This window comes from Gordonia sp. 11cp (assembly GCF_057767225.1).
In genome coordinates, this window is record NZ_CM173437.1 from 1152146 (window position 1) to 1177596 (window position 25451).

At 66.7% G+C, this 25451-nt stretch carries 19 protein-coding genes and 1 pseudogene; 12 read left to right on the forward strand and 8 right to left on the reverse strand.

The features are described 5' to 3' along the window. Window positions 1-23 precede the first annotated feature (23 nt). The 4 genes and pseudogenes from AC3B6C_RS04970 to AC3B6C_RS04985 form a co-directional block, all read left to right on the forward strand. Complete coding sequence (locus AC3B6C_RS04970; RefSeq protein WP_488375202.1) at window positions 24-989, forward strand: GlxA family transcriptional regulator; 966 nt, start codon at window positions 24-26, stop codon at window positions 987-989. 53 nt (window positions 990-1042) lie between these two features. Then, entirely contained in the window at window positions 1043-1765 is a 723-nt protein-coding gene (locus AC3B6C_RS04975; RefSeq protein WP_488375204.1) for a DJ-1/PfpI family protein, read from the forward strand. 75 nt (window positions 1766-1840) lie between these two features. Beyond that, window positions 1841-2041 (forward strand): DUF2613 domain-containing protein, encoded by a 201-nt coding sequence (locus tag AC3B6C_RS04980; protein WP_488375205.1) that lies wholly within the window; start codon window positions 1841-1843, stop codon window positions 2039-2041. Window positions 2042-2192: 151 nt separating this feature from the next. Further along, window positions 2193-5420: pseudogene (locus tag AC3B6C_RS04985) on the forward strand (alpha-(1->3)-arabinofuranosyltransferase domain-containing protein); the annotation flags it as partial. Window positions 5421-6313: 893 nt separating this feature from the next. On the opposite strand, the gene AC3B6C_RS04990 reads toward AC3B6C_RS04985, so the two are convergent. The 3 genes from AC3B6C_RS04990 to AC3B6C_RS05000 form a co-directional block, all read right to left on the reverse strand. Further along, on the reverse strand, window positions 6314-7621 hold the full coding sequence (locus tag AC3B6C_RS04990) for an acyltransferase family protein (protein WP_488376223.1): 1308 nt from the start codon (window positions 7619-7621) through the stop codon (window positions 6314-6316). Window positions 7622-7809: 188 nt separating this feature from the next. Then, window positions 7810-9144: an NtaA/DmoA family FMN-dependent monooxygenase gene (locus tag AC3B6C_RS04995; RefSeq protein WP_488375207.1), complete on the reverse strand. Its 1335-nt coding sequence runs from the start codon at window positions 9142-9144 to the stop codon at window positions 7810-7812. An 11-nt stretch (window positions 9145-9155) separates the two neighbouring features. Continuing rightward, the gene (locus AC3B6C_RS05000; RefSeq protein WP_488375208.1) at window positions 9156-9647 is read right to left on the reverse strand and encodes a flavin reductase family protein; all 492 of its coding nucleotides are present in this window, start codon (window positions 9645-9647) and stop codon (window positions 9156-9158) included. A 70-nt stretch (window positions 9648-9717) separates the two neighbouring features. Here AC3B6C_RS05000 and AC3B6C_RS05005 point away from each other — a divergent pair, with 70 nt between their 5' ends. Next, entirely contained in the window at window positions 9718-10101 is a 384-nt protein-coding gene (locus tag AC3B6C_RS05005; protein ID WP_488375209.1) for a MerR family transcriptional regulator, read from the forward strand. Between the two features lie 118 nt (window positions 10102-10219). Here AC3B6C_RS05005 and AC3B6C_RS05010 read toward each other — a convergent pair whose 3' ends face one another. The 5 genes from AC3B6C_RS05010 to AC3B6C_RS05030 all read right to left on the reverse strand — a co-directional run bounded on the left by AC3B6C_RS05010 (window position 10220) and on the right by AC3B6C_RS05030 (window position 17438). Then, window positions 10220-11206, reverse strand: coding sequence for an LLM class flavin-dependent oxidoreductase (locus tag AC3B6C_RS05010; RefSeq protein ID WP_488375210.1), 987 nt, complete (start codon window positions 11204-11206; stop codon window positions 10220-10222). Window positions 11207-11241: 35 nt separating this feature from the next. Then, window positions 11242-11991 carry an SDR family NAD(P)-dependent oxidoreductase gene (locus tag AC3B6C_RS05015; protein ID WP_488375212.1) on the reverse strand — a complete coding sequence of 250 codons (750 nt, stop codon included), beginning with the start codon at window positions 11989-11991 and terminating at the stop codon, window positions 11242-11244. Window positions 11992-12032: 41 nt separating this feature from the next. Further along, on the reverse strand, window positions 12033-12842 hold the full coding sequence (locus tag AC3B6C_RS05020; RefSeq protein ID WP_488375213.1) for an SDR family NAD(P)-dependent oxidoreductase: 810 nt from the start codon (window positions 12840-12842) through the stop codon (window positions 12033-12035). Between the two features lie 118 nt (window positions 12843-12960). Beyond that, a complete protein-coding gene (locus tag AC3B6C_RS05025; protein ID WP_488375214.1) occupies window positions 12961-15297 on the reverse strand; it encodes a hydantoinase B/oxoprolinase family protein in 2337 nt (778 codons plus the stop codon). Then, window positions 15297-17438 (reverse strand): hydantoinase/oxoprolinase family protein, encoded by a 2142-nt coding sequence (locus tag AC3B6C_RS05030; RefSeq protein ID WP_488375215.1) that lies wholly within the window; start codon window positions 17436-17438, stop codon window positions 15297-15299. Before AC3B6C_RS05030 ends, AC3B6C_RS05025 begins: the two co-directional genes overlap by 1 nt. 221 nt (window positions 17439-17659) lie before the next feature. Between AC3B6C_RS05030 and AC3B6C_RS05035 the strand changes: the two genes are divergently transcribed. The 7 genes from AC3B6C_RS05035 to AC3B6C_RS05065 all read left to right on the forward strand — a co-directional run bounded on the left by AC3B6C_RS05035 (window position 17660) and on the right by AC3B6C_RS05065 (window position 25330). Then, on the forward strand, window positions 17660-18958 hold the full coding sequence (locus AC3B6C_RS05035; RefSeq protein ID WP_488375216.1) for an acyl-CoA dehydrogenase family protein: 1299 nt from the start codon (window positions 17660-17662) through the stop codon (window positions 18956-18958). 98 nt (window positions 18959-19056) lie between these two features. Next, a complete protein-coding gene (locus tag AC3B6C_RS05040; protein ID WP_488375217.1) occupies window positions 19057-20508 on the forward strand; it encodes an aldehyde dehydrogenase in 1452 nt (483 codons plus the stop codon). Window positions 20509-20586: 78 nt separating this feature from the next. After that, window positions 20587-21120: an enoyl-CoA hydratase/isomerase family protein gene (locus tag AC3B6C_RS05045; RefSeq protein WP_488375218.1), complete on the forward strand. Its 534-nt coding sequence runs from the start codon at window positions 20587-20589 to the stop codon at window positions 21118-21120. Between the two features lie 43 nt (window positions 21121-21163). After that, complete coding sequence (locus AC3B6C_RS05050) at window positions 21164-22723, forward strand: acyl-CoA synthetase (protein WP_488375219.1); 1560 nt, start codon at window positions 21164-21166, stop codon at window positions 22721-22723. A 144-nt stretch (window positions 22724-22867) separates the two neighbouring features. Next, the gene (locus AC3B6C_RS05055; RefSeq protein WP_488375220.1) at window positions 22868-23626 is read left to right on the forward strand and encodes an SDR family NAD(P)-dependent oxidoreductase; all 759 of its coding nucleotides are present in this window, start codon (window positions 22868-22870) and stop codon (window positions 23624-23626) included. Beyond that, on the forward strand, window positions 23598-24284 hold the full coding sequence (locus tag AC3B6C_RS05060) for a TetR/AcrR family transcriptional regulator (protein ID WP_488375221.1): 687 nt from the start codon (window positions 23598-23600) through the stop codon (window positions 24282-24284). The genes AC3B6C_RS05055 and AC3B6C_RS05060 overlap by 29 nt, the downstream gene beginning before the upstream one ends. A 53-nt stretch (window positions 24285-24337) precedes the next feature. Further along, a complete protein-coding gene (locus tag AC3B6C_RS05065) occupies window positions 24338-25330 on the forward strand; it encodes a phosphotransferase family protein (protein WP_488376224.1) in 993 nt (330 codons plus the stop codon). Window positions 25331-25451 lie beyond the last annotated feature (121 nt).

Below are 25451 nucleotides of genomic sequence, written 5' to 3' on the forward strand. Positions count from 1 at the left end.
TGTGGGTCGGAAACGATGTCCTCATGACTCGATCGGTGCTGATTCTCGGCTATCCCGGGGTGCAGGCCCTGGACGTGACCGGTCCCGCCGACGTGTTCACCACCGCATCCCTCGCGCTCGCCGACCGGGGCTCACCCATCTCCTACGACCTGCGTCTGGTCTCGCACTCGGGACAACCCGTCGGCACCGGCGTCGGCCTGGAGTTCGTCGCGCACCCGCTGCCCGATCCGGCCGATCCGATCGACATCCTGATCCTTCCCGGTGGCACCGGCGTCCACGACGCTTCTCGGGATCCCGATCTCGTCGACTGGATCCGGCAGGCCGCCGGACGGGCGAGACGGGTCGTCAGCGTGTGCAACGGCGCGTTCCTCGCAGCCGAGGCGGGCCTGCTCGACGGCAAACGCGCGGCGACCCACTGGGCGGCCGCCGGCCTGCTCGCCGAGCGGTACCCCTCGATCGAGGTCGACGCCGAAGCCCTGTTCGTCCGCGGCTGCGACCGTGTGTGGAGTTCCGCCGGAGTCACCGCAGGCATCGACCTCTCGCTCGCCCTCGTCGAAGAGGACCACGGCACCGACCTCGCGCAGCTCGTCGCACGGTGGCTCGTCCTCTACATGCGGCGCCCCGGCGGTCAGAGCCAGTTCGCGCCACCGGTGTGGATGCCGCGGGCCCGGCGCACGGTGATCCGCGAGATCCAGGAGCGCATCGAGGGCGAACCGAGCCGGCCACACCGCGTCGACGACCTCGCCCGCGACGCGTCGATGAGTCCTCGTCATTTCTCCCGCATCTTCACCGACGAGACCGGCGAAGCGCCCGGCGCCTACGTCGAACGAATCCGGACCGACGCCGCCCGACGCGCACTCACCGAGAGCGACGACACGATGCCGGTGATCGCCACCCGGTGCGGATTCGGGTCCGCCGAGACGATGCGCCGAACTTTCGTCCGGCGACTCGGCGTACCGCCGGAGACCTACCGCCGCACCTTCCGCTGATCCCGCTCCCCCTCGCCACTTCTCCGCCCATCCCACCTACCGAAAGGCCCCCCATGACCCAGATCGCGATCGTCCTCTACCCGCAGTTCACCGCGCTGGACTTCATCGGCCCCTACGAGGTGCTGCGCACCCTGCCCGACGCCGAGGTGAGGTTCGTCTGGCACGAGCCGGGGCCGATCGTCGCCGATTCGGGCGTGCTCGTCGTCGGTGCCACGCATTCGTTCGACGAGACGCCGTCGCCGGACGTCGTCCTCGTGCCGGGCGGGCCGGGATTCCTGTCGGCGTCGCAGGACGAGAAGGTCCTCGACTGGCTGCGGGCCGTGCGACCCGGCGCCCAGTGGACGACATCGGTGTGCACCGGCTCGATCGTGCTGGCCGCCGCGGGTCTGCTCGACGGCAAGCCGGCCACCACGCACTGGTCCTCGATGGCCGGACTGACCCTGCACGGGGCGAAGGCCGTGTCCGACGAGCGCGTCGTCCGCGCCCTGCCCGACGACGACCTCGTCACCGCCGCCGGCGTGTCCGCCGGGATCGACCTCGCGCTGTGGCTGGCCGAGCAGATCGCCGGGCGCGCACGAGCCGAGGCGATCCAGCTGATCATCGAATACGACCCCCAACCGCATCTGGACTCCGGACATCGTTCCAAGGCGTCGGCCGGCACGATCGCCACATCGACGATGCTGCTCACCCGCGACGTCGACAAACCCGAGCTGCTCAAGGCGAGCGCGCGTCTGCTGTGGGATCGCGCCCTCACCACAGTGCGCTCCCGGCGCTGATCGCGGCGGAGTGGATACGCAGGTCTCCGCGGGTGTCACCCGGAATCGGACTTCGGCGATGGTAGTTTCATCGCCATGACCAACAACCGCCTTGTCGCCGGAGCCGTCGCCGGAGTCGCCGGCATCCTGGTGGGACTCGGCGCGGTGTTCCTCGGCGGTTTCCTGGCCTCCGAGAACAGCCCGTCCACCGACCTGAACAACATCAGCCCGAACAACGGATTCATCCAGGGCTCGGTGGACTACGGTTCGCGCGGCGGAGCCGGCGAGACCAACTGACACATCCACGACGCCGCCGGTCCCGGCGTCCCCTGATCGACGGCAGCAGCAACTGAGTACTCCGCCTCCACCACCGGATCAGTCCGTCCTGACTCGGTCTGGGCTCGATCGGTCTGGGCTGAGTCGGCGCGGCGTCGCCGTCGTCGCCGCCATGTCGCTGCTGATCTGCCTGCTGCAGTCACCGGGTCGCATCGCCGCGGACACCAAACTCGACCTCACCGCGAATCCGCTGGGTTTCCTGGCGCGCGCCGCGCATCTGTGGACGCCGAACGCCCCGATGGGGCAGGTACAGAACCAGGCCTACGGGTACTTCTTCCCGCACGGCGCGTTCTTCGCGGTGGGCGACCTCCTCGCCGTCCCGCCGTGGATCGTGCAGCGCCTGTGGTGGGCGGTGCTGCTCACCGTCGGCTTCGTGGGCATCGTCCGCCTCGCCGAGACCCTCCGACTGGGGTCGCCGGCCTCGCGGGTCATCGCCGCCACCGTCTTCGTGCTGAGCCCTCGGGTCCTCACCACGCTCGGCTCGATCTCGTCGGAGACCCTGCCGATGATGCTCGCGCCGTGGGTGCTCCTGCCGGTGGTGCGGGCGCTGGACACGCGCGGTGCCGACGACGGTCCGCCGCTCTGGCGTGAGGCCGCACGTGCGGCGGCCGCGGTCGCACTGATGGGTGCGGTCAACGCCGTCGCCACGCTCGCGGCTCTCGGCGTCGCCGCCCTGTGGTGGCTGCTGCACAGCCCGCGCGACCGCCGCTGGTGGCGATTCGGCGCCTGGACCGCGGCCGGCCTGACCCTGGCCTGCGCGTGGTGGGTCGTCCCGTTGCTGATCCTCTCGCGCGTGAGTCCGCCCTTCCTCGACTACATCGAGTCGTCCCGGGTCACCACGCAGTGGACCTCGCTGACCGAGGTGTTGCGCGGGGCCAGTTCGTGGACGCCCTTCGTGTCCCCGGAGCGCGTCGCCGGGGCGGTGCTCGTGACCCAACCCGCCGCGGTCCTGGCGACCGGGACCATCGCAGCCGCGGGGATCGCCGGATTGTGCATGCGGCACATGCCGTTCCGCGGCCGGCTCGTCGCGATCCTGGGTGTCGGTCTCGTCGTGGTGTGCACCGGCTACGCGGGCGGGCTCGGGTCGCCGATCGCCGAGCAGGTACGCGTCTTCCTCGACGGTTCCGGCGCGCCCCTGCGCAACATCCACAAGTTCGAGCCGCTCCTCCGTATCCCGCTGGCCCTCGGTGTCGCCCACCTGCTCGCGCGGGTCCCGCTGCCGGGGAGCGCGAGTCGCCGCGAGACGCTCTCCGCCTTCGCCCAGCCCCAGCGGTCGCGTCCGGTCGCCGCAGCGATCGTCCTGCTCGTCGCCGTGATCGGCGCCGGATCGCTGATGTGGACCGGCCAGCTCGCACCGAACGGGACCTACCAGGCGATCCCGCGCCACTGGCAGGACACCGCGAACTGGCTGGCCGAGCACGGCGAACGCAGCGACGGCGCCCCACCCTCCCGTGCACTCGTCGTCCCCGGCGCCCCGTTCGCCGATCAGCTGTGGGGACTCACCCGCGACGAACCGCTGCAGCCGCTGTCCGACACCCCGTGGGCGGTCCGCGACGCGATACCCCTCACGCCGCCGGGCGCGATCCGAGCGCTCGACTCCGTGCAACGCGAGATCGCCGCCGGCCGCGGATCACCGGGCCTGGCCGCCACCCTCGCCGGGCAGGGTATCGGATTCGTCGTCCTGCGAGCCGATCTCGACCCCGAGACCTCACGGTCGGCCCGTCCGCTGCTCGCGCAACAGGCACTCGACGACTCGCCCGGACTACGCCGCGTCGCGACGTTCGGTCCGCAGATCGGCCCGCCGAGCGTTCGAGGGGTGGTGCGCGACAACGGCTTGCGGCCCACGATGCCCGCGGTGCAGATCTTCGCCGTCGGTGCTGCCGGCGTGCCGGACGCCGGTACCGGACCCCGCCTTGTCGACACCGCGGGACTGCCGCGGGTGGCCGGTGGTCCCGAAGCCGTCGCCGAACTGGCGGAAGTTCGTGCACGTCAGGGACTTCCGCCGCTCGGACCGGTCGTGCTCGATGCCGATGCACGCCGCGCCGGCGTCGTCGACGGTCCGTTGATCGTGACCGACACACCCAGCGACCGGGAGACCGACTTCGGCCGCGTCGACGACCACAGCTCGGCGATCAGATCCCCCTCGGATCCGCGTCGAACACAGAACGCCGTCGCCGATTATCCCGTCGACGGCCAGCCACTGGTGCACGGAGAGTGGTTGCTGGACAACGACAGCGGCGAGGTCGACGTGTCCACGTCGGGATCGGCGGCGGACGCGGTTCAGCCCGGGCAGACCTCGCCGGCCAACTCGGCGGCCGCGGCCTTCGACGGCAATCCGCAGAGCGCCTGGGTGAGTGGCGGTCTGGAGAGTGCGGTCGGACGATGGATGCGCATCGGTTTCACGACCCCGCGGTCCGACCTCGCACTGACCCTGACGACCGCGAAGGCACTCGGACCCGATGTCACCAGTGCGTTGGTCACCACCGAGGCGGGTAGCACGGTGGTCTCGGGGCTCGAACCGGGCGAACCGATGACGGTGACCGCGCCCAGCGGGGCCACCCGCTGGGTGCAGATCCGTGCACTGCGCACCGACGACGGCACGGCCGGAAACCAATTCGCGCTCGGCGAGGTGACGGTGTCCGACCTGCGGACCGCGACGCCGTTGCGAATCCGCCATCGCGTGGTCCTGCCCGAACTCGAGGCCGGCACCGAGGTGGCCCAGTGGCTGCTGTACCAGGAGTTGTCCGGCCGGGCGTCCTGCGTCGCCGACCCGGAGCGGCAGATGACCAGATGTGCACCGGGACTCGGCCTCTCCCCGGAGACGTCCGCGGTGTTCGGACGCGCACTCTCGGTTCCGTCGGATGTCACCGTATCTCCCACCGCGATCCTGCGGCCCCGGCCCGGCGATGCTCTCGATCGGCTACTCGCCGAGGATGATCGGGTCACGGCGCGCGGGCCCCGTCCGGTGACCGATCCGCGCGGCGGGCCCGCGGCCGCCGTCGACGGCGATCCGGGAACGTCGTGGACCGCACCGGAGATCCCTGACGAGCGGGCGTCCCAGGAACGCGGGGCGGCAGCGGATGGCGCGGAGACCGACCCGGCAGCGGACGAGAACAGTCCCACCCTGGTGCTGGATCTCCCGCGTGCGCAGCGGGTGGATTCGCTGACCATCGACGCCCCGAGGGGCTATCCCGCCGCGCCCACCGAGGTCGCCGTGGACCTCGGTACCGGGGAGCAGATCCGCGAGGTCGACGAGAGCGGCATCGTGCGGCTCGACCCCGCGGTGACCGACCGCGTGGAGATCACCATCCGCGCCCAATCCGACCTCATCGACGTCAACAGCCTCGGATTCGCCAGTCCCGCACCACCGGGGATCGCCGAGGTCCGGGTGTCACCGTCGCCATCGGCCGGCGCGGACGAAGGGCGGGTCGTCGAAATCGGTTGCGACGCCGGGATCGGCCTCACCGCCGCGGGCCAGGTCGTCCGAATGTCCGTGCGCGCCACCGCGGCCGACCTCCGCAACGGCCAGCCGGTGATCGGGCGGCCGTGCGGCGACGGCCGGCTCGCCCTGCCCGCCGGTCAGCAGGAGGTGTCGGTCAATCCCGGCGACGCCTTCACCGTCGACGCCCTCTCTCTGGTGAACGGAGACCCGGTGTCGGCACCGGCGTCGGTTGTCCCCGTGGTCACCGAATGGTCGGCGGTACGGCGTGCGGTGACCGTCGAGAGCGGCCCGCAGCGACTGCTGGTCGTGCCCGAGAGCACCAACCCCGGGTGGCAGGCGCGGCTCGGCGGGACGCCACTGCGGCCGGTCGTCGTCGACGGCTGGCAACAGGGCTGGGTGGTGCCGGCCGGGACGGCCGGCACCATCGAACTCACCTACCGATTCGACTCGCTGTACCGCTGGGCCCTGGTGATCGGCCTCGCGCTCATGGTGCTGCTCCTCGTCGCCGCGTGGTGGCCGTCGACGCGTCGCCCACCGGCCGGAGTGCCGATCGTGGCCCCGGCCGGGCGGGGGACGGTGCTCGTCGCCGGGGGCGCAGTGCTCGCCGCGGCGTGGCTGGTGTCGGGCTGGTGGGGACTCGCGGCCGCGGTCGTGGTCGGCGCCGTCGCCGCTGCGGTACCGCCGAAGGCCGGCGTCACCACGGCATTCGTCGCGATGATGACCGCGACGATCGGGCTGGCGGCCGGGCCGTGGCACGCCTCCGGGGGCTACCACGGGTCGCAGTGGTGGGTTCAGCTGCCGGCGCTGGTGGCGGTGTCGATAACCGCGTGGCTGGTGTTCTGGTCGGCCATCGACGGCCGGTCGTCGGGCGCGGTGCCGATCGACGGCGGCGTGGACGAGGCCGGCGCAGAGGAGGCCGGCAGAGCCGAGGCCGGCGCAGTCGAGGCGTCGGACGAGACATGGCGCGAGCGGTTGCGACGACGATTTTCGCGGTTGCGCAACCAGTTCCGCGTCGGCTCCTCGATGAAGGCGTAACTGGCCGCGGCGACACCGATCGACAGACCGAGGGTGATCACCAGCACCAGGAGGGTGTCACCGCTGAACGGCACGATGCCGAACAGCGGGAAGACCACCGCCAGGATCGCGACGTGCCAGATGAAGATCCCGTACGACCACCTCCCGAGCGCCAGCATCACCCGCGAGGTGAGGATGCGGAACGGTCCGTCGTTGCAGACGAGCGGTGCGAGCAGTGCGTAACCACAGAGGGCGCCGAGAACCATCTTGGTGGCGAACTCGATCTCGGTGACCGCGCCGAGACCCGTCGGACCGGCGAGCCGGGTGCACGCCAGCGCATAGGCGACGACGAGCACGCCCAGCATCAGCGGACGGTTCGCGCTCAGGCGGATCGCACCACCCAGCCAGCGTCCCGGACGGGTCTGCCCGGACGCCGACGCCCCGGCACCCGAACCGGAGTCGAGGACCCCGGCGACCTCGGCCAGGACCAGACCCGCGACGAACCACGGCAGGTGACCGAACACCCAGTTCTTGGTCTCCACGCCGGCGGCCACGGGCAGGGAGGTGCCGACCCAGGCCCAGCCCAGGCTCACCGCGGCCAGTAGCAACAACACCGGGATGCGCGCACGCAGGCGACTCCCGCGCAGCCGCAGGAGCGCGAAGCCGATGAGCGGGAGCAGGGCGTAGAAGGCGATCTCGACCGACAGGCTCCACATCTGGGTCAGACCCGCGGTGAGTGTGAGCGGCACGAAGACCTGGGTGAGCGTCAGATTCGCCAGCCAGACCTGGGCGTCGGCGCCCTGCGCCTCGGGGAGCAGCAGGATGACCAGCGTGACCACGACCAGGTAGGCGGGCCAGATCCGCACGATCCGGTGGCGGAAATACCTCGGCACCGACGGATGACCGGTTCCGCGATGCGCGGCGTCGACCCACGGTCGCCACAGCAGGAAACCGGAAAGCGCGAAGAACAGGGCGACCGCGAGGTCGAGACGCCCGAGCACCGGTCCGAGCACGGGGATCTCGACCGCCCGCGTCTGGAACGCCACGTGGGTGACCAGGACCCCGATCGCGGCGATCGCCCGCATGCCCTCGAGCTGCGGATAGAACCGTCTCGCCGTGCCGTCGGCGGCAGTGTGGGCTAAGGCGGGACTCACGTCGATTCGATCCTAGTGTCTTCGCGGGCGCAGACAGCGCTCACCTCGAACCTTAGCCGTTCCGGGCCGGGCTCTCCTCGCGCCTGGTCCCCATGCCTTTGCCCGACGCTACCGGCGGGCTAGGCTCCGCTCGCGAGGCGCGGGTCGAGACCGTATTGCGCGGGCACGCCGAGGTTCTCTCGCAGGGTCGCGCCCACATATTCGTCCGGGAAGATCCCGCGGCGGCGAAGTTCTGGCACGACCTCGTCGACGAAGGCGTCCACACCGTCCTCGTAGACGTCGGGCAAGAGCCAGAACCCGTCGGCCGCACCCGCTTCGAACCACTCCTGCAGGTGATCGGCGTGCACCTCCCCCGGCCCGACGGTTGTCGGGTGGTAGTCGATGACACCGTGGGCGAGGATGTCGCGCGGCGACCAGCCCTGTCTCGCCACCGCCAGGACGACCTCGGAGCGCGGATCCATCGGCGACGCCTGGGCGGTCGCCAACTGTTGCTCGGTGAGGGGTGCGTCGTACCGGTTCGGGTCGATCCGCACGCCGAGCAGCGCGCCGAGCGCGGGTAGGCGTTCGTCGATGACGTCACCGGCCAGCGCGAGACGTCGGTCGAGACCCGCCCGCACCGACGGGGCCACAGTCGTCATGAGGCCGGCGATGTACTTGATCTCGTCGGGGTCGCGTCCGGCTTCCTTCGCGGCGCTCCGCACCTGCTCTCGCTGGGCACGACCTTGTTCGATCGTCCACACTTCACCGATGAAGGCGCTGGCGTAGCGACCGGCGAGCTCCAGGATGTGCGGACTCGGACCGCCCGCGGTGAAGATCACCGGCTGCCCCTGCTCCGACGGTGGGATCGGCAGCGGCCCACGGGAAGCGACATGTTCGCCCCGGAGGTTGACGGGACGGACCTTCGACGGGTCGAAGAACTGTCCGTTGGCCTGGTCCTTGATCCAGGCGTCCTGTTCCCAGCTGCCCCACAACGCTTGAACGATCTGCACTGTCTCGTGCGCACGCTGGTACCGTTCGGCGCGATCGACCGGCGGCACACCATAGTTGGCCGACACGGTGGGGTCGGCGGTCGTCACCGCGTTCCACCCGACGCGGCCATGACTCATCACATCGAGCGCCTTGAACTGTCGGGCGGTGTTGAACGGTTCCTGGAACGTGGTGGATCCCGTTGCGACGAAGCCGATTCGACTGGTGGCCTGGGAGATCGCGGCCAGATTGATCATCGGGTCCATGATGTTCTGGTAGCCGTTCGCTTCGTCGCCACCTCGGATGGCAGGGAAGTCCGGAGTGAACAGGAATGCGAACCCTCCTCGTTCCGCGGCCTGTGCGTAGCGGATGTTGGCTTCGACGTTCGCGTAGTTGCCGGCGTCGACGTTCGGCGCGCGCCAGGCGCCGGTGAGGCTGCCGTAGCCGGCGGTCAGAGCCATGCCGAGGATCATCTTCTTGTCCGTCATGGGGTGTCCCTTCAGTGCGAGAGCGTGTGTGTCGCGCTGCCGAAGAAGACGAGTGGACGTCGCGACTCATCCCGGCTGAGGTCCGTCACCTGGAGCAGCATGAGAGTGTGATCCCCGGCCTCTACGGCGGTCTGCGGAGTGACCGACAACGTGGCGAGCGCTCCCCTGACATACGCGGCACCGTCATCGATGCTCATCTCCACGTCGCGGAACCGTTCGGATGCCGGCCGCCGAAGGTTCTCGAGTACCGACAGTTGGTCGTCGCCCAGGAAACTGATGCCCCAGCGCGGTGCGCCACGAAGCACGGGCCAGGTCGTCGACGTGTGCGCGAACGCGATCGAGACCAGCGGCGGATCCAGCGACACCGATGCGAAGGAATTGGCGGACATACCCACGATTCGACCGTCGATCTCGGCAGCGACGACCGCCAGGCCTGTCGCGAAGCCGGCGAGTGCATTTCTCATCGCCGTCGGCGTCACCGGATGGGTTGGCGTATGCGTCATGGGATGAGTGTCCAACCTTCACACCCATGGTAAGGTCAAGCTGGTCGTCGACCATGTGACGAGGAGAACGATGCGGATCGGGCAACTGTCGGACAAGACGGGCGTCCCCACGAGGATGCTGCGGTATTACGAAGAGCAAGGGCTCATCACACCCCGCCGCCTCGCCAACGGGTACCGAGACTACGACGACTACCTCGTCGACCGGGTGCGCAAGATCCGTGGACTCCTCGAAGCGGGTATCCCGACACGCATCATCGGCGACATGCTCCCATGCCTGAACCAGGGCTCGCGCATCGTGGTGGCCGACCCCGACCCGGAACTGAAGGAACTGTTGATCGCTCAGCGAGACAAGATGAGCGAGCGCATCGCGTGTCTGGAGCAGAATCGCGACGCACTGACCGCCTACATCGAGGCCATGGATACGACGGCAGAGCAACTTCGACCCACGGGATGACCCGTCTGAGGGCTACGATCGGGCGAGTTGCCGGGGCCTGGGTCGGTGGGTCGGCTCGTAGTTGATCTCATGAAAGGACCGCCGCCAAGCGCGGCGATCACGTGTAGTTCGGCCTCGATCATCTCGGTGCCAGCGCTTCCAGAACCCTGGCAGCCTCGTCCCTCGTCTCGACCACCGGATGAATCATCGGAATGTTGACACCCGAATCCACGAACTGCTGCAACCGATCTCGACATTCGGCCTCGTCACCGACGACGGCCAGCTCGTCGATCAGGTCGTCGGTGACGCCGGCGGCCAGGTCTGCCCGATCGCGATTCTCCCACCCTGCCTTGATCTTCGCGGCTTCGGCTTCGAAGCCGCACGACGCGAGGAACGAGTTGTAGGTCGGGGTCGCCAGGTACGGTCCCATCGTCCCCCGCAGCTTGTCGAAGGCCGCCGCGCGGTCGTCGGTCACGATGGTCTGCAACCGCACGACCAACGGGAGTGGTTCCGTCCTTCCCGCGCGTGCCGCTCCGACCGCAACCGACTGTGTGAAGGCCGGCACCGCCGAAGCGGGAATGAAGTTGCAGGCGACGCCGTCTGCATACTCACCGGCGATGCCCGCCATGGTGGGGCGCTGTGCGGCGACCCACAGGGGGACCTCGCCGGACGGGGACACCCCCAGCCGAAAGTTCTTGACGCGGACGGTCTCCCCGTCGAACGTGGTCTTCGGACCGGCGAAGATCTGCCGGAGGGCTTCGACCGTTTCGCGGACGCGGACGACCGGGCGGTCGAAGGGAACACCGCACCAGTCGTCGACGATTGCCGGTGACGACGATCCGAGACCCAGAATGAACCTGTCGGGACCGGCGACCTGACTGACCGACGCGGCCGCCGCGGCGAGAAGGGCGGGAGGGCGGGTGAAGACCGGAACCACCGCGGTCCCGATTCGCACGAGATCGGTGGCCGAGCCCAGCATCGCCGCCAGTACGAACACGTCGATCGAGGCAGTGTCGGCAAGCCAGACATCGTCGTAACCGAGTCGTTCGCCGAGTTGCGCGAGCTCGACGTTCTCCGCCACCGAACCCACAAGGGGCAGACTGAATGCCGATCGCACTGCAGACATCGGACTCCTCTCACTCACACAGACGTCGGTTCGGCTCACATGTTGAGTCCAAGTGTCCACCCACCGTCAACGGTGATCCCTGACCCTGTCACGTACGAGGCTTCATCGGAGGCCAACCAGACGATGGCGTTCGCCATGTCGGTGCCGTTGCCCGGTCTTCCGATCGGCACCACGCGCTTGGCCAGTTCGTGGGAATCCTCGTCGAGAGGCGAGTTCGCGGAAAACCCGGCCACCACGGCATTCGCTCGGATTCCGTGCTCGGCGTACTGGATCGCGATCGTCTTGAGGAGATTCATGGTGGCGGCGTTGGTGGCGCTGTAGTTGGGTGTGTTGTGGGTCGGATGCACTGACGAGATCGAGACCAGGTTGACGATGGAGCCCCCTCTTCCACCTTCGATCATCACCGGTAGAACCGTCTTGGCGCCCAGGAAGGTGCCATCGAAGTTGGCCGCGGTGCACCGTCGCCACTCGTCGATCGACAATTCGTCGATCTTGCCGACGCCGATCCGGCGCGCGCTGTTGATCAGGACATCGATTCGTCCGTCGGTCTCTTTGATCTGGCCGACCACATCGATCCAGTCCTTCTCCTCCCCGACGTCCAGCTTGAGACGGGTGACGTTCTCGGGGTGATCGGTCTGTTCGGCAACCCCGTCGAGCTTCGCCACGTCGAGCTCGGTGATGTAGACCTTGGCGCCCTCGGCCACCAGACGTTGCGTCAGAGCCAGGCCTTTGGTGCCGCCGGCACCGGAAACGAGGACTACTTTGTCTTCAAACTGTGCGGGCACTTCGACTTCTCCTACTCCGACCCCAGAGGCCCGGGCGACTACTAAATGTGATTGACGGCATCCGGCGGCGAGATTGCCTGTCCGCCGTCGACCGCCAGTTCTGATCCCGTGATGAAGCGACTGTCATCATGGGCCAGGAAGAGCACCGCGTTCGCGATGTCGGACGGTGCTCCGACGAACTTGAGTGGCGTGGTGAGATTGGCGAACTTCGCGATGCCGGTCTCTTCCGTCGGGTCGTCTCCGGTCAGCATGGTAAGCGGCCCCCACGCGGGCGTCTCGACGATGCCGGGGTGGATGGAGTTCACCCGCACATTGTTTCTGTCATAACCGTTTTCGAGCGCCGCAACCTTGGTCAGCATCTTCAGGCCCGCCTTGCTCGCGCAGTACGCACCGCTGTTCACCCAAGGATTCAGGCCGGCTTCCGACGACACGTTGACGATGCTGCCGCCACCGCTCTCCGAGATCACCGGAGTCGCATACTTGATACCCAGGAATGCACCATCCAGGTTCAGCGCGACCTGAAACCTCCAGTCCTCCAGGCTCATGTCCAGCAGACGATTCGGTCGATTCCCTCCGGCGTTGTTGACCAAGATGTGGATGCCACCGAACTCGGACCTGGCGGCCGCGACCACTTCCACCCATGATTCCTCGCTCATTACATCGTGCCGCATGAAAACAGCTGCTCCGCCGGCGGACCGAATGGATTCGGCTGCCGCTTCGCCCTTTTCGGCATCGATGTCCGCCAGGACAACCGACGCACCCTCGTCGGCGAACTGTTCCGCGACGACCGTTCCGATGCCACTGGCCGCGCCGGTGACGATGGCGACCCTTCCGTCAAAACGTGTTCCCATTTTTGAGCCTCTTCTTCATCAGGGTATTGATCCGACTCACAGCGTGGCCGGGATTCCGAGCACGAACAGGGGCTGTGGGCGAAGCCGGCCGGTCACCCGGCCGGCTTCGCCCACAGACTCAGGCCAGAATGACCTCGGCGACCGGCACATCCGTTGCCTTGGCCACTTCAGTGGTCATCAGCGCCAAGCAACCCGGGCAGCAATAGCGACGGAACACCATGTCCTCATCGAGCATCGCCGACGGATCCTGCACCAGGGGTAGAGCCGTCACCGGTGACTCGTCGACGAGCAACCCCAATTTGTAGTTCTCCGAGCTCGGCACGAGCACCTGCCCACAGGTGCACTTGAGAACTCTGTTCTCGCCATCGTCCACCGACTCGATACGGGGATGGATGCGGACGGGATCTGCACCCGTGGCTGCGACGTGCTCGACTCTGCGGGCGTCCGCCCATCGGGTCGCTGCGGGCGTCCACGACTTGCGATCGTTCGTCAGTTGCGAACGCAGAGAGCGAGTTCCGTCCTCGTCGACTCCGCCCTCGGGGTCGAGTTCCACGCCGTAGACATCACGGGCGGCATCGGTGGACACGGCTCCGTTCGCTACATCGCGCGCGACGCTCCCCGGCTCGCGGAAGAGCGGATCGCCCACGCCTCCCCCTCCGGGGATACGAACGGCCACGACGTCACTCTCGCCCAACGCCATCATCTCGGTCTTGCTGCGCAGTGCGAGTTCGGACTGCCTCGCGAAATGTTGCGGTTCGACCGGGATGCGACCAGCGGCATACAGCTTGTCCAGGTCGGTGTCGGCAAGGACTTCCACCGCGCTCGTCGGCGCGGGGTAACCACCGAACAAGCCAGGCGCGGCATGGGTCGTGGCCGACTGCGCGGCACCCGCGGTCATGAGACCCAGGGTGCTGCTGTGGTACGGAACCATCGCGAAGCTGGTTCCGACTCCTCCTCGGAACTCGCCGGCACCGCCGCTGTCGACCTGCTGCTCGCGGTACACGTACAACATCGGATACTGCATCTCGATGTCTTCGACGTTCGGATAGCGCGACAACGGTGAGTACACGTATCCGGTGGTGTCGACGCCGTCGGCGTCCAGATGCGCGCCCGCGCCGGTCGACATGGCGTCGGTCGAGGGCAGGGCCGGGGACTCGCTTCCTTCGGCACCGAAGAACACGAGCACGTTCGGTGCGCCGTTCTGTGCCTGGACGTCGGACTCTTTCCCGGGCACACACGCGAGCATTTTCGACATGGCTTCGAAGGCCAGGTCGACGGTGATCAACTGCTGGGGCGATCCGGCACTCACCGCCGCGGGCCAGTCGACGCAGTTGAGAAGACCCGGCTCCACGTCCCAGTCGATCTGACGATCGGCGCCGCCGGCTGCAAAGAGCTGCTCGTAGAGCATGCTCAGGGTGATGCCACCGAGGACCGCACCCTTGAGGCAGGCGAAAGTGAAGCCGTTGGGACCCTCCGATTGCACTTCGGTGCCGTGATTGTCGATTCGCAGCCGGTCGCCCACCTTGTGGATGTTGACCTGCATCTTGTGGGTCTGGCGGTCACCCGGCATCTTCTCGTCCAGGTACCGGACCTGCGACCATGTTCCGTCAGGAATCTGTCGGAGAGTCTCGGCGAACTCGCGCTGCGCGCCGTCGAGCACCCGGGCCATGGTGGCGCGCACGGTCGCGGCTCCGAACTGCTCGCAAGCGCGAAGTAGTTCTCCGCGAGCGAATTGCACGCCGGCGATCTGGCCCCTCAGGTCCATGGCCACCATGCCCGGCGCCCGCGACTGACGCAGGTACATGTTCTCGATGTCCTTGCGGATCTTGCCGCCTTCGACGATCTTCACCGGCGGGAGCATGGTCGGATCGGAGAAGACGTCGGGTGCGTTTTGTGGGAAGCCGCCGGGTGCGGTGCCACCCAGGTCGGCCTGATGCGCCGCATTCGTCACCCAGGCGACCAACTCGCCGTCGACGAACACCGGCATGCCGATGAACACGTCCATCTGGTGGACCACACCGATCCACGGGTCGTTGCACAGGAAGATGTCTCCGTCGTTGATACCGGGCTCCCCGCCGAAGTGCTCGAGGATGTACTGGATGGTGAACGGTGCGCCGGAGTTGAGGTGTTGGTAGTACGGCGCGTTCATCACCACCTCCCCCTCGGCGGTCAGGATGCACATGTTGAAGTCGAGGCCCTGGAGGATGGGTGAACCGGAGATGCGCACCAGCGTCGCGCCGTGTGCGGTGTTGATGGTCCACATCCGGTAGCGGAGCACCTCGTACACGATCGGATCGACCTCGATCGGCCCCGGGTCGAGGAACTTGACCCGCGGGGACAACTTGTCCGCCCAATCGGCGGCCGGTCGGTAGCTGTGAAACTGTCCGTCCCAGTTGACGGCTGGGGCAGCGACAGCCCCGGCCGCGGTGTCGGGCGCGTCATTGGTGATGGTCATCAGTTCTTCTCCTCGGTGTTGATCTCGATGACGACCGATCCGGTCTCCGAGACCCGTGCGATCTGCTTGCCGCGGACGACCAACGTGGTGTCGGGGTACTCCACGATCGCCGGCCCCGTCACGGACATACCGGTGACGAACCCGGTGCCGTCATAGGTCGGGGTGGCGACCCGCTCGAGGCCGTCCTCGTACCAGATGACTCCACGTTCCCCCTTGCTCGGCGGAGATCCCGCACCGGTGGCACCGGCGCGGGAGATGTCGACGGAGCGAACCTCGGCCCGGGCTTTGACGACCAGCGTGCGGATCAGGTGACCCGCACCTGGCATCAGACTCGTCTCTCCGTAGACGCGCGCATATTCCTTCTCGAATTCGGCGACCAGCGCGTCCGCGGTCTCCTGCGTGTAGTACCCCTCCGGTGCAGGCACCAGGACTTCGTGGACCTGCTGGGTGTACCGCATCTCGGCGCCGCGCTCGAATCGCACGTCTTCACGCTTGACGCCCTGTGCCGCCATCTGCGCGTAGGCTGCTTCTTCCAATTCGGCCCACAGGCGGTTGACCTTGGGAAGGTCGAAGGGATAACCGGTCATCGCGGCTGTCTCCTCCACGACCAGGAACTCCGACGCGGCCACACCGAGAGCCGAGAAGCCGGAGGCAAGGTCTCCGAGGGGAACAACCACTTGACTCACGCCCAGCTCACGGGCGAATGCCGACGCGTGGACGGCACCGTTGCCACCGAAAGCGAAAACCGAGAAGTCACGCGGATCGTGACCTTCGTGGATGCTGAGCAGGCGGATCTCGTCGGCCATGTGATTGTCGACGATCCGCACCGCTGCCGCCGCGACCTGCTCCGCCGACATCCCGAGGGGTTCCCCCACGGACTCGAGTGCCCGTCGAGAGGCATCGAGGTCGAGCTGGATGCCACCTTTGAGGAAGTAGTCGGGATTGAGGTAGCCGAGAACGAGATCGGCGTCGGTGATCGTCGGCCGTGTCCCGCCGCGGCCGAACGCGGCGGGTCCCGGGTTGGCGCCCGCGCTCTCCGGCCCGACACGGATGGTGCCGGTGCTCTCATGGCGGTGGATGATGGAGCCGCCGCCGGCGCCCACCGAACGCACATCGATCGTCGGTACGAAGTACTCGAACTGATCGTGCCAGCTCGTGGCGCGGGTCATCGGCACAGCGCGGGCCAGCATGCCGACATCGAGTGTGGTTCCGCCCATGTCGGCCGTGATCACGTTGAGGGGCACGCTCGGGTCGGCCCCGGGACGGGCCAGGTCGCCGCGTCGTGCCAAGGTCTGCGATCCGATGATGCCGGCCACCGGGCCGGAACCGATCGTCAGGAGTGGACGCTCCTGGGCGAGGGACGCATCGACCAGTCCGCCCGAACATGTCATGATCCCGAGTTCACGGTGGAATCCCGCCTGCGCCAGCGACTTTCGCGTTGTGGTCAGGTAGGAGGTCATTTCCGGGCCGATGAGTGAGTTCACCACAGCAGCGACGGTGCGCTCGTACTCCCCGATGCGGCTGACCATCTCCGAGGACAAGGAGACGAAGGCACCCGGGGCCATCTCCGCGATGATCTCCTTGATCCGCTGCTCGTGTGCGGCATTCGACACCGACCACAGCAACGACACCGCGAACGCGGTCACCCCGTCGTCGAGCAGGCTCTGTATGACCGAACGCACCTCGTTGTCGTCGAGCTTCGCCAGGACCGTCCCGTCGTGGACGATTCGCTCGTTGACCACTCGCACCAGCGATCGCGGAACGAGGGGAGCAGGCTTGCGGTGAGCCGCAACGTGCGCGATGTAGTCCGGCGACTGGTTGGTCAGTCGGCCCCCACCGCGCATCACGAACAGGGCCTCCGAGTGTCCGGCCGTCGCGATCAGTCCGACCTTCGCCGTGCGACCCTCGACCAGCGCGTTGGTTCCGACAGTGCACCCATGTAAGAGCGCCTCCACGTCCGGTAGGAAATCCTCGGTTGTGCGACCGAGCGATTCGGCGACGACACCGATCGCGTTCATGAAACCTTGATCGAAGTTCGGCGGTGTCGACGAGGACTTCCCGATCGTTATATGACCATCCGAATCGATCGCGACACAGTCGGTGAAGGTGCCACCGATGTCGATTCCCACCACGTATTTCATCTGTCCTCCAGGTAGATCAACGCTGACCGACCAGGTTGCGCTGGTCGTCGCTGCAGGGCCGGCACTCCGGTACGGCCTACGAGTGTGACGAGGGATACATCTGGACCCACGGGAGCTATAGTGCACTTGTACGACCGGAGGTGTCAACCGCACTAGCCGATAGAAATGTCAGGTCGAGCGTGCGCTTGACACATCCTTTGGTGCATGTGCACTATGTTGCCATGGTATGGGCATTTGAAACGGAACCAGAGTTCCAGGAGAAACTGAATTGGGCCGACGATTTCGTGCGAAACGAGATCGAGCCTTTGGACCTCGTACTGGGAGACCAGTACGACAAGGACGACGAGCGGTCGATGGCCATCATCCGGCCTCTCCACGATCAGGTGAAGGCACAGAAGCTCTGGGCCTGTCATCTCGACCCGGAACTCGGCGGCGAGGGCTACGGTCAGGTCAAGCTGGCACTGCTCAACGAGATCCTCGGCCGGTCACGGTGGGCGCCGTCCGTCTTCGGCTGTCAGGCACCGGACTCCGGCAACGCGGAGATCCTCGCACGTTATGGCACCGCGGAACAGAAGGAGCGCTACCTTCGTCGTCTTCTCGACGGCGAGATCTCGTCCTGCTACTCGATGACCGAGCCGCACGCCGGAGCCGACCCCGGCCTGTTCACCACCCTCGCCGTACGCGACGGCGATGAGTGGGTCATCAACGGCGAGAAGTGGTTCTCCTCCAACGCTCGCTTCGCCAAGTTCTTCATCGTCATGGCACTCACGGATCCGGAGCGGGGAACCCGCGGCGGGATGTCGATGTTCATCGTTCCTGCCGAGACTCCGGGCGTCGAGATCATCCGCAACGTCGGCGTCGGCACCGAATCCGAGGAAGTCGCCACCCACGCCTACATGCGCTATCGCGATGTGCGGGTCCCGGCCGATCATCTGCTGGGCGAAGAGGGTGACGCATTCGGGATCGCGCAGGCACGCCTGGGGGGCGGCCGCATCCATCACGCCATGCGGACGATTGCACAGGTTCGACGTGCGTTCGACATGATGCTCGAGCGCGCCGCCTCCCGCCACACTCGGTCGGGCCCCCTCGGTTCGAAGCAGCTGATCCAGGCCAACATCGCCGACAGCTGGATCGAGGTGGAACAGTTCCGGTTGCTGGTCCTCCGGACCGCGTGGCTGATCGACAAGCACCAGGACTACAACGTGGTGAAGAAGGACATCTCGGCGGTGAAGGCCGCGATGCCGAAGGTGTTCTACAACGTGGTGACCCGCTCGATGCACATGCACGGTTCGCTGGGCATCTCAAATGAGATGCCGTTCTCCGCCCTCCTTGTCGAAGCCGAGGTCATGGCGCTTGCCGACGGACCGACCGAAGTCCATCAGATGACCGTCGCCAAGGAACTGCTCAAGCACGTCACACCCATCGAGGGGCTCTTCCCGACCGAACACATCCCCACCCGCCGCCTGGCGGCTGAGAAGAAATTGGCCGAGCACCTCGATCTGGCAGTGGCCTTGTACTGACACTATCTGCACGGCCGTTCCGACGTGCCTGGTCCGGCGTGTTCGCCACCTCGGACCAGTCACGACGACTGCTGAACATCAACTCGAAGGGGAGTTCCATGACCGAGGCGCTCATGCACCGCACACGCGTGTTCATCGACGGAGAATGGGTCGAGTCGCAGGGCGGCTCGATCATCGACGTCATCGAGGCGTCGACCGAAGAAGTCCTCGGACAGTCGGTGATGGCATCGCGCGCCGACATCGACGCCGCGGTCGGCGCCGCGGGTGCGGCGCTCCGGGGACCGTGGGGCTCCCTGACCACTGACGAGCGTGCCGACCTGATCGATCGGTTCGCCGCCGCGCTGACGGCTCGTGCGAGCCAGACCGCCGAACTCGTGAGCCGGGAAAACGGCATGCCCATCACCCTTTCGGAGAGAGTCAACGGTCACGGGCCCGCCCGGATGCTCGGCTACTACGCCGACCTGATCCGGAAGGAATCGGGGGACGACGTCCGCCCGAGCGCTCGGGGCGGACGCACGGTGGTGCGGCGTGAGCCGGTAGGCGTGGTCGCCGCGATCACCCCGTGGAACTACCCTCATCCGTTGGCCGCCATGAAAATCGCTCCCGCACTCGCGGCCGGATGCACTGTGATCCTCAAGCCCGCGCCCGAAACTTCGCTCGACGCATTCATTTTCGCCGACGCCGCGCGCGAAGCCGGTCTGCCGAGCGGCGTCCTGAACGTCATCCCGGCAGGTCGGGAGGAGTCGGCCTACCTCGTCGAGCACCCCGGTGTCGACAAAGTGGCGTTCACCGGGTCGACGCCGGCCGGGCGAGCGATCGGCGAGGTCTGTGGCCGACTCCTGCGGCCGGTCACGCTGGAGCTCGGCGGAAAGTCGGCTGCTGTCGTCATCGAGGATGCCGACCTCGCCGTCTTCGCAGACAACCTGCTCGACGTGTCTCTCATCAACAACGGCCAGACGTGCCATGCAAGTACCCGGATCCTCGCACCGCGGTCTCGTTACGCCGACGTGGTGGAGACGGTCACCGAGACGGTTCGGGCGCTGTCGGTCGGTGACCCGCTTGCGCACTCGACCCAGATCGGCCCACTCGTCAGTGCCGCACAGCGAACCCGCGTCCTCGGTTACGTCGAGCAGGGCCGTTCTGCCGGTTACCGGATCACTGCAGGTGGCGGAAAGCCCAAGGAGCTGGACGCCGGATGGTATGTCGAACCCACCGTCTTCGCCGACGTCGACAACTCCGCGGTGATCGCCCAGGAAGAGATCTTCGGTCCGGTGCTCACCGTCACCGCATACTCCGACATCGACGAGGCGATAAGCATCGCCAATGACTCGCAGTACGGACTCGCCGGCACCGTGTGGACCGCCGACGAGGACCGCGGGCTGGAGATCGCCGCCCGGATCGACAGCGGCACCGTCGGGGTCAACCACTACGCCCTCGATCTCGCCGCGCCGTTCGGCGGCGTGAAATCCTCCGGCCTCGGTACGGAGCTCGGTCCCGAGGGCATCGATCCCTACTACAAGCGAAAGTCGATCTACTTCGGAACGCGTTGACGCATGCTGATGCGGGACAGCGTGATGACTCTGTTTCCCGACGACGCCGTCGAGATTGCCACCGAGGAGATGCCGAGAATGTCTGAAAGTCTGGTTCTGGCGCACGAACGCGATTCGGTTCTGACTCTCACCCTCAACTCCCCGCATAAACTCAATGCCCTGACCCTCGAGGTGTTCGAAGAACTGGACGGGCACCTGGCGAGAGCACGGGCCGGCAGTGACGTCACATGTGTGGTCCTACAAGGAGCTGGCCGGGCGTTCTGCGCCGGCCACGACCTCAAGGCACTCGACGGCGACTCCGACCCCGCCACGATCACATTCGAGGCGGCCACCATCGATTCACTCGAGTCACTACCGATGCCCACTGTCGCGAAGATCCACGGGTACTGCCTGACCGGTGGACTCGAACTCGCACTCGGCTGCGATCTCATCGTCGCTGCGGAGTCGACGAAGATCGGCGATACACACGGTCGATGGGGCCTGGCCCCGGTGTGGGGTATGTCGGTACGCCTCCCCGAACTCTACAACCGAACCGGCAACCACGACCGCCGGTCCCGCCTGGATTTCGAGCGCAGTCTCCCTTTCGGCATCCCCGACAACCCGCCCGTGTGAGTGGTTCCCCACCACTGACCCCGTCCTCATCCTTGGAGAATCGATGTATCCCGGCGCCCATCTGGACACCTTTCCCGACAAGCCTGCGGTGATCACTGCCGAGACCGGCGCTGTGGTCACTTATGCCGAATTGGAGTCCAACTCCATTCGGATCGCGCGTCACCTGTACGCGCTGGGCCTACGCCCGGGCGACCATCTCGCCGTCGTTGCCACCAACACCGCGCGGGTCTTCGACATCTACTGGGCGGCAATGCGATCAGGGCTGTACCTGACGATGGTCAACTGGCACCTCACACCCGGCGAAGCCGCGTACATCGTCAACGACTGCGGCGCCAAGGCCCTCATCGTCGACGCCGCGCTACCGGAACTCGTCAGCGCCCTCCTGCCTTTGACACCCGACCTCGAACACCGCCTCGTCTTCTGTGGCGACGTCGACGGATACACCGATCTCGATTCCGCCGCCGAAGCCGAGAGCGATGTGCCGATGGAGGACCAACCCCGCGGCACCGACATGCTTTATTCGTCGGGAACCACCGGCAAACCGAAGGGCATCAAGCCGCCTCTGCCAGGACGCCAGGTGGGAGACCCGGGCGACAACCTCATCGAGACCAATCGGACGGTCTGGGGCGTCGGCTCCGACACCGTTGCGCTGTCCCCCGCCCCGCTCTACCACTCAGCACCGTTGCGCTGGTTCGGCGTGGTCCAATCTCTCGGCGGGACCGTCATTCTCGTCGATCGCTTCGACGCCGAGGCAGTACTCGAGTTCATCGAGCGCTACCAGGTCACCCACAGCCAGTGGGTCCCGACCATGCTCATCCGCATGCTCAAACTGCCCGACTCCACCAGACTCGGATACGACATCTCCAGTCTGCGCGTTGCGATCCACGCGGCGGCTCCGTGTCCCGTCGAGACCAAGCGACGCATCATCGAATGGTGGGGTCCCATCCTGTGGGAGTTCTACTCGGCCACCGAATACAACGGCATGACGATCGTCGACAGCGAGCAATGGCTTCGTAAGCCGGGAACCGTCGGCCGCGCGGCGCTCGGCGTTCCGCACATCTGTGACGCGGACGGAAACGACGTGGACACCGGACAGATCGGAACGATCTACTTCGAGCGCGACGCGCTGCCGTTCGAGTACCACAACGCGCCCGAGAAAACCCGAGACGCCCAGCACCCTCTCCACCCGACCTGGACCACCACCGGTGATCTCGGCTACCTGGACGAAGACGGCTACCTCTTCCTGACCGACCGCGATTCTTTCCTCATCATCTCCGGTGGCGTCAACATCTACCCGCAGGAGATCGAGAACGCGCTCGTCGAACATCCCCGGGTCCTCGACGCAGGCGTGATCGGGATGCCGGACGAAGAACTCGGCGAGATCGTCACCGCTGTCATCACCCCCGCACCAGGCGTGGCCGGGGACGACGTACTCCGGTCAGAGCTGCTGGACTACCTACGCGAGCGCATCGCCCGCTACAAGATCCCCCGGACCATCGTGTTCGTCGCCGACCTCCCTCGCACCCCCACCGGCAAGCTGGTCAAGCGTAAACTCAAGGATCAACTGCTCGCCGACACGGCCGCTGCGGGACAGCCCTCGTAGGGGATGGACCGTCATGACATGCACATTTTCGCGGCACCGCACGGTAGTGCGCTTGACACCAGATATCGTACGTACGCACTATGTGGGTGTGAATCATGATCAGCGCGCCGAGAGCCGGTTCGAACCCGCACCGGGGGCACACCGATGACCGCACTGACCGCCAAGACCGCACTTATCACGGGCGGGAGCCGCGGGTTGGGCCTGGAGATCGCCCGGGCGTATGCACTGGCCGGCGCGAACGTGGTCATCGCCAGCCGAAAAGCTGACGTATGCGCCTCTGTCGCAGCCGAACTCGCCGACCAGACCGGGCGCGAGGTCGTGGGGCTCGGTTGCCATGTCGGACGTTGGGAAGACTGCGACCGCCTGGTCGACGAGGTCTACGAACGCTTCGGCCGCCTCGACATCCTGGTCAACAACGCGGGGATGTCGCCGACCTATCCCTCGTTGACCGACGTCAGCGAAGAACTGTTCGACAAGGTGATGGGAGTCAACATCAAGGGACCGTTCCGCCTGGCGACTCTGATCGGGACTCGCATGGTGAACGACGGCGGCGGGTCGATCATCAACATCAGCAGTATCGCAGCGGTGCAACCAGGCGGTGCCGAAGTGCCTTATGCCATCGCCAAAGCCGGTGTGAACAACCTCAGTTCGGCACTTGCACACGTCTTCAGCCCTACCGTCCGGGTGAACACGATCATGCCCGGCCTCTTCTTGACCGACATCTCGAAGGCCTGGGACCCGGATACATTGGCGGACATGACGCGCAACACGATCCCCCTCCAGCGAGCGGGGAATGCCGACGAGATCACCGGGGCCGCCCTGTACCTGGCAGGCGACGAATCCAGTTACACCACCGGCTCGGTCATCAAGGTCGATGGTGGCGTCGCATGGGCGGCGGGCTGACATGTCGGCCCAAACTGAAGGCGCACGATCACGCCTGCTGGTCACCGCCAAGAGGCTCTTCGCGGAGCGTGGGCTGGACGGCGTGAGCCTCCGCGAGATCATTCGGGAGGCCGGTATCAAGCATGCGACGGCCGTCCAGTATCACTTCGGCGACCGCGATGGTCTGGTTGCTGCCATCCTCTCCACGCACGAAGCTCGTGTCGACACTCGCCGCGAGGCCATGCTGGACAACTACGAGGCCAACCCCACCCTCGACGCCAGAGATATCGCGGCGATGTTGGTCCGACCCCTGGCGCGCGAACTCGATGACGAGGACGGCCGCTACTTCCTGCGCATCTACGCCCAGGTGAACCAGCACCCCAACGGGATGTTCGTCGACACCGGTACCAGCATCTGGCGCTGGCGCCAGCATGCCCAGGGCATCCTCCCGCCCGGCGCCGCGGAACTCCACACCCGTTACTCGGCCATCATCTTCTCGACAGTCGAGCTCGCCCGACGAGCATCCGAGCGGCCGCACGCGGACGACCAACTGTTCGTCAGCCGCATCATCGACGTGGTCGCTGCGATCATCCGGGCGCCTCTGTCGCCCGAGACCGAGCGCCTCTACGCCGAACGACATCGCCAGCAGCTATCCGACACGAAGGACACAACCGCGTGAAGAAGACTCTCGACGCCGTCGACGGCGTCGACTTGGACGTTCTCGCCGGGTGGATGACCCAGCAGAACCTCGGCGAGGGACCCATCACCGATGTTCGGCCACTTGCCGGCGGGACGCAGAACATCCTCATCAGTTTCGCGCGCGACGGTCGCTCGTATGTCCTGCGCCGACCGCCGTTGAGCAAGCGCAAGAACAGTGACGAGACAATGCGACGCGAGGCACGGGTGCTCGCAGCGCTGCATGGTAGTGAGGTCCCACATCCCGGACTCATCGCCGCCTGCACAGATACCGACGTGCTCGGGGCGGCCTTCTATCTGATGGAACCCGTGGACGGTGTCGGCGCTCTCCCACTACCCGACCACATCGCCGAGAATCCCGGGCAGCAACGCGAACTCGGCGAGTCGATGATCGACGCGCTGGCCGCACTCGGCCGAGTGGACCACATCGAGCACGGACTCGCCGACTTCGGCAAGGCCGAGGGCTGGCTGACCCGCCAGGTGCCGCGGTGGCGTTCTCAGCTCGATTCCTACAGCGAGATCCGGCAGTATCCGGGCCCGCGACTCCCGCACCTCGAGCGGGTGTCGGCGTGGCTCGACGCCAACATCCCGGGCAGCTGGAATCCAGGACTGATTCACGGCGATTTCCACTTCGGAAACGTCATGATCGATCACAGTGAGCCGAGGGTGACTGCGATCGTCGACTGGGAATTGTGCACGATCGGTGATCCTCTGCTCGACCTCGGACACCTCCTCGCGAACTGGCCGGACCCCGCCCTCCCCGATCGATTGGGAGTACCCGTCGCCACCGGGATGCCCACCACGGCTCACGCCGTGGAGCGCTACGCCCACGCCAGCGGCCGCGACGTGAGCGACTACAAATGGTTCGCCGTGCTGGCCTGCTACCGGCTCGCCATTCTTCTCGAGGGCTCCAACGCACGGGCATACGCCGGCAGCACGACGAAAGAGATCGGCGACTCGCTCGGTAAGCGCGCGAAAGAGCTGTTCGAGCAGGCGAATACGCTTCTCGACTCCTCAGACTTTCGCTGACGGTCAGAGCGAAGTCCCACGGCGAAATCGGTCCGCCCGCCTGCCCCCGCGTGGCGACACCGGCAATGGCGACGGCTGCAACCCCCATCACACATCGAAGGAGACGACAGGGCCGTACTGA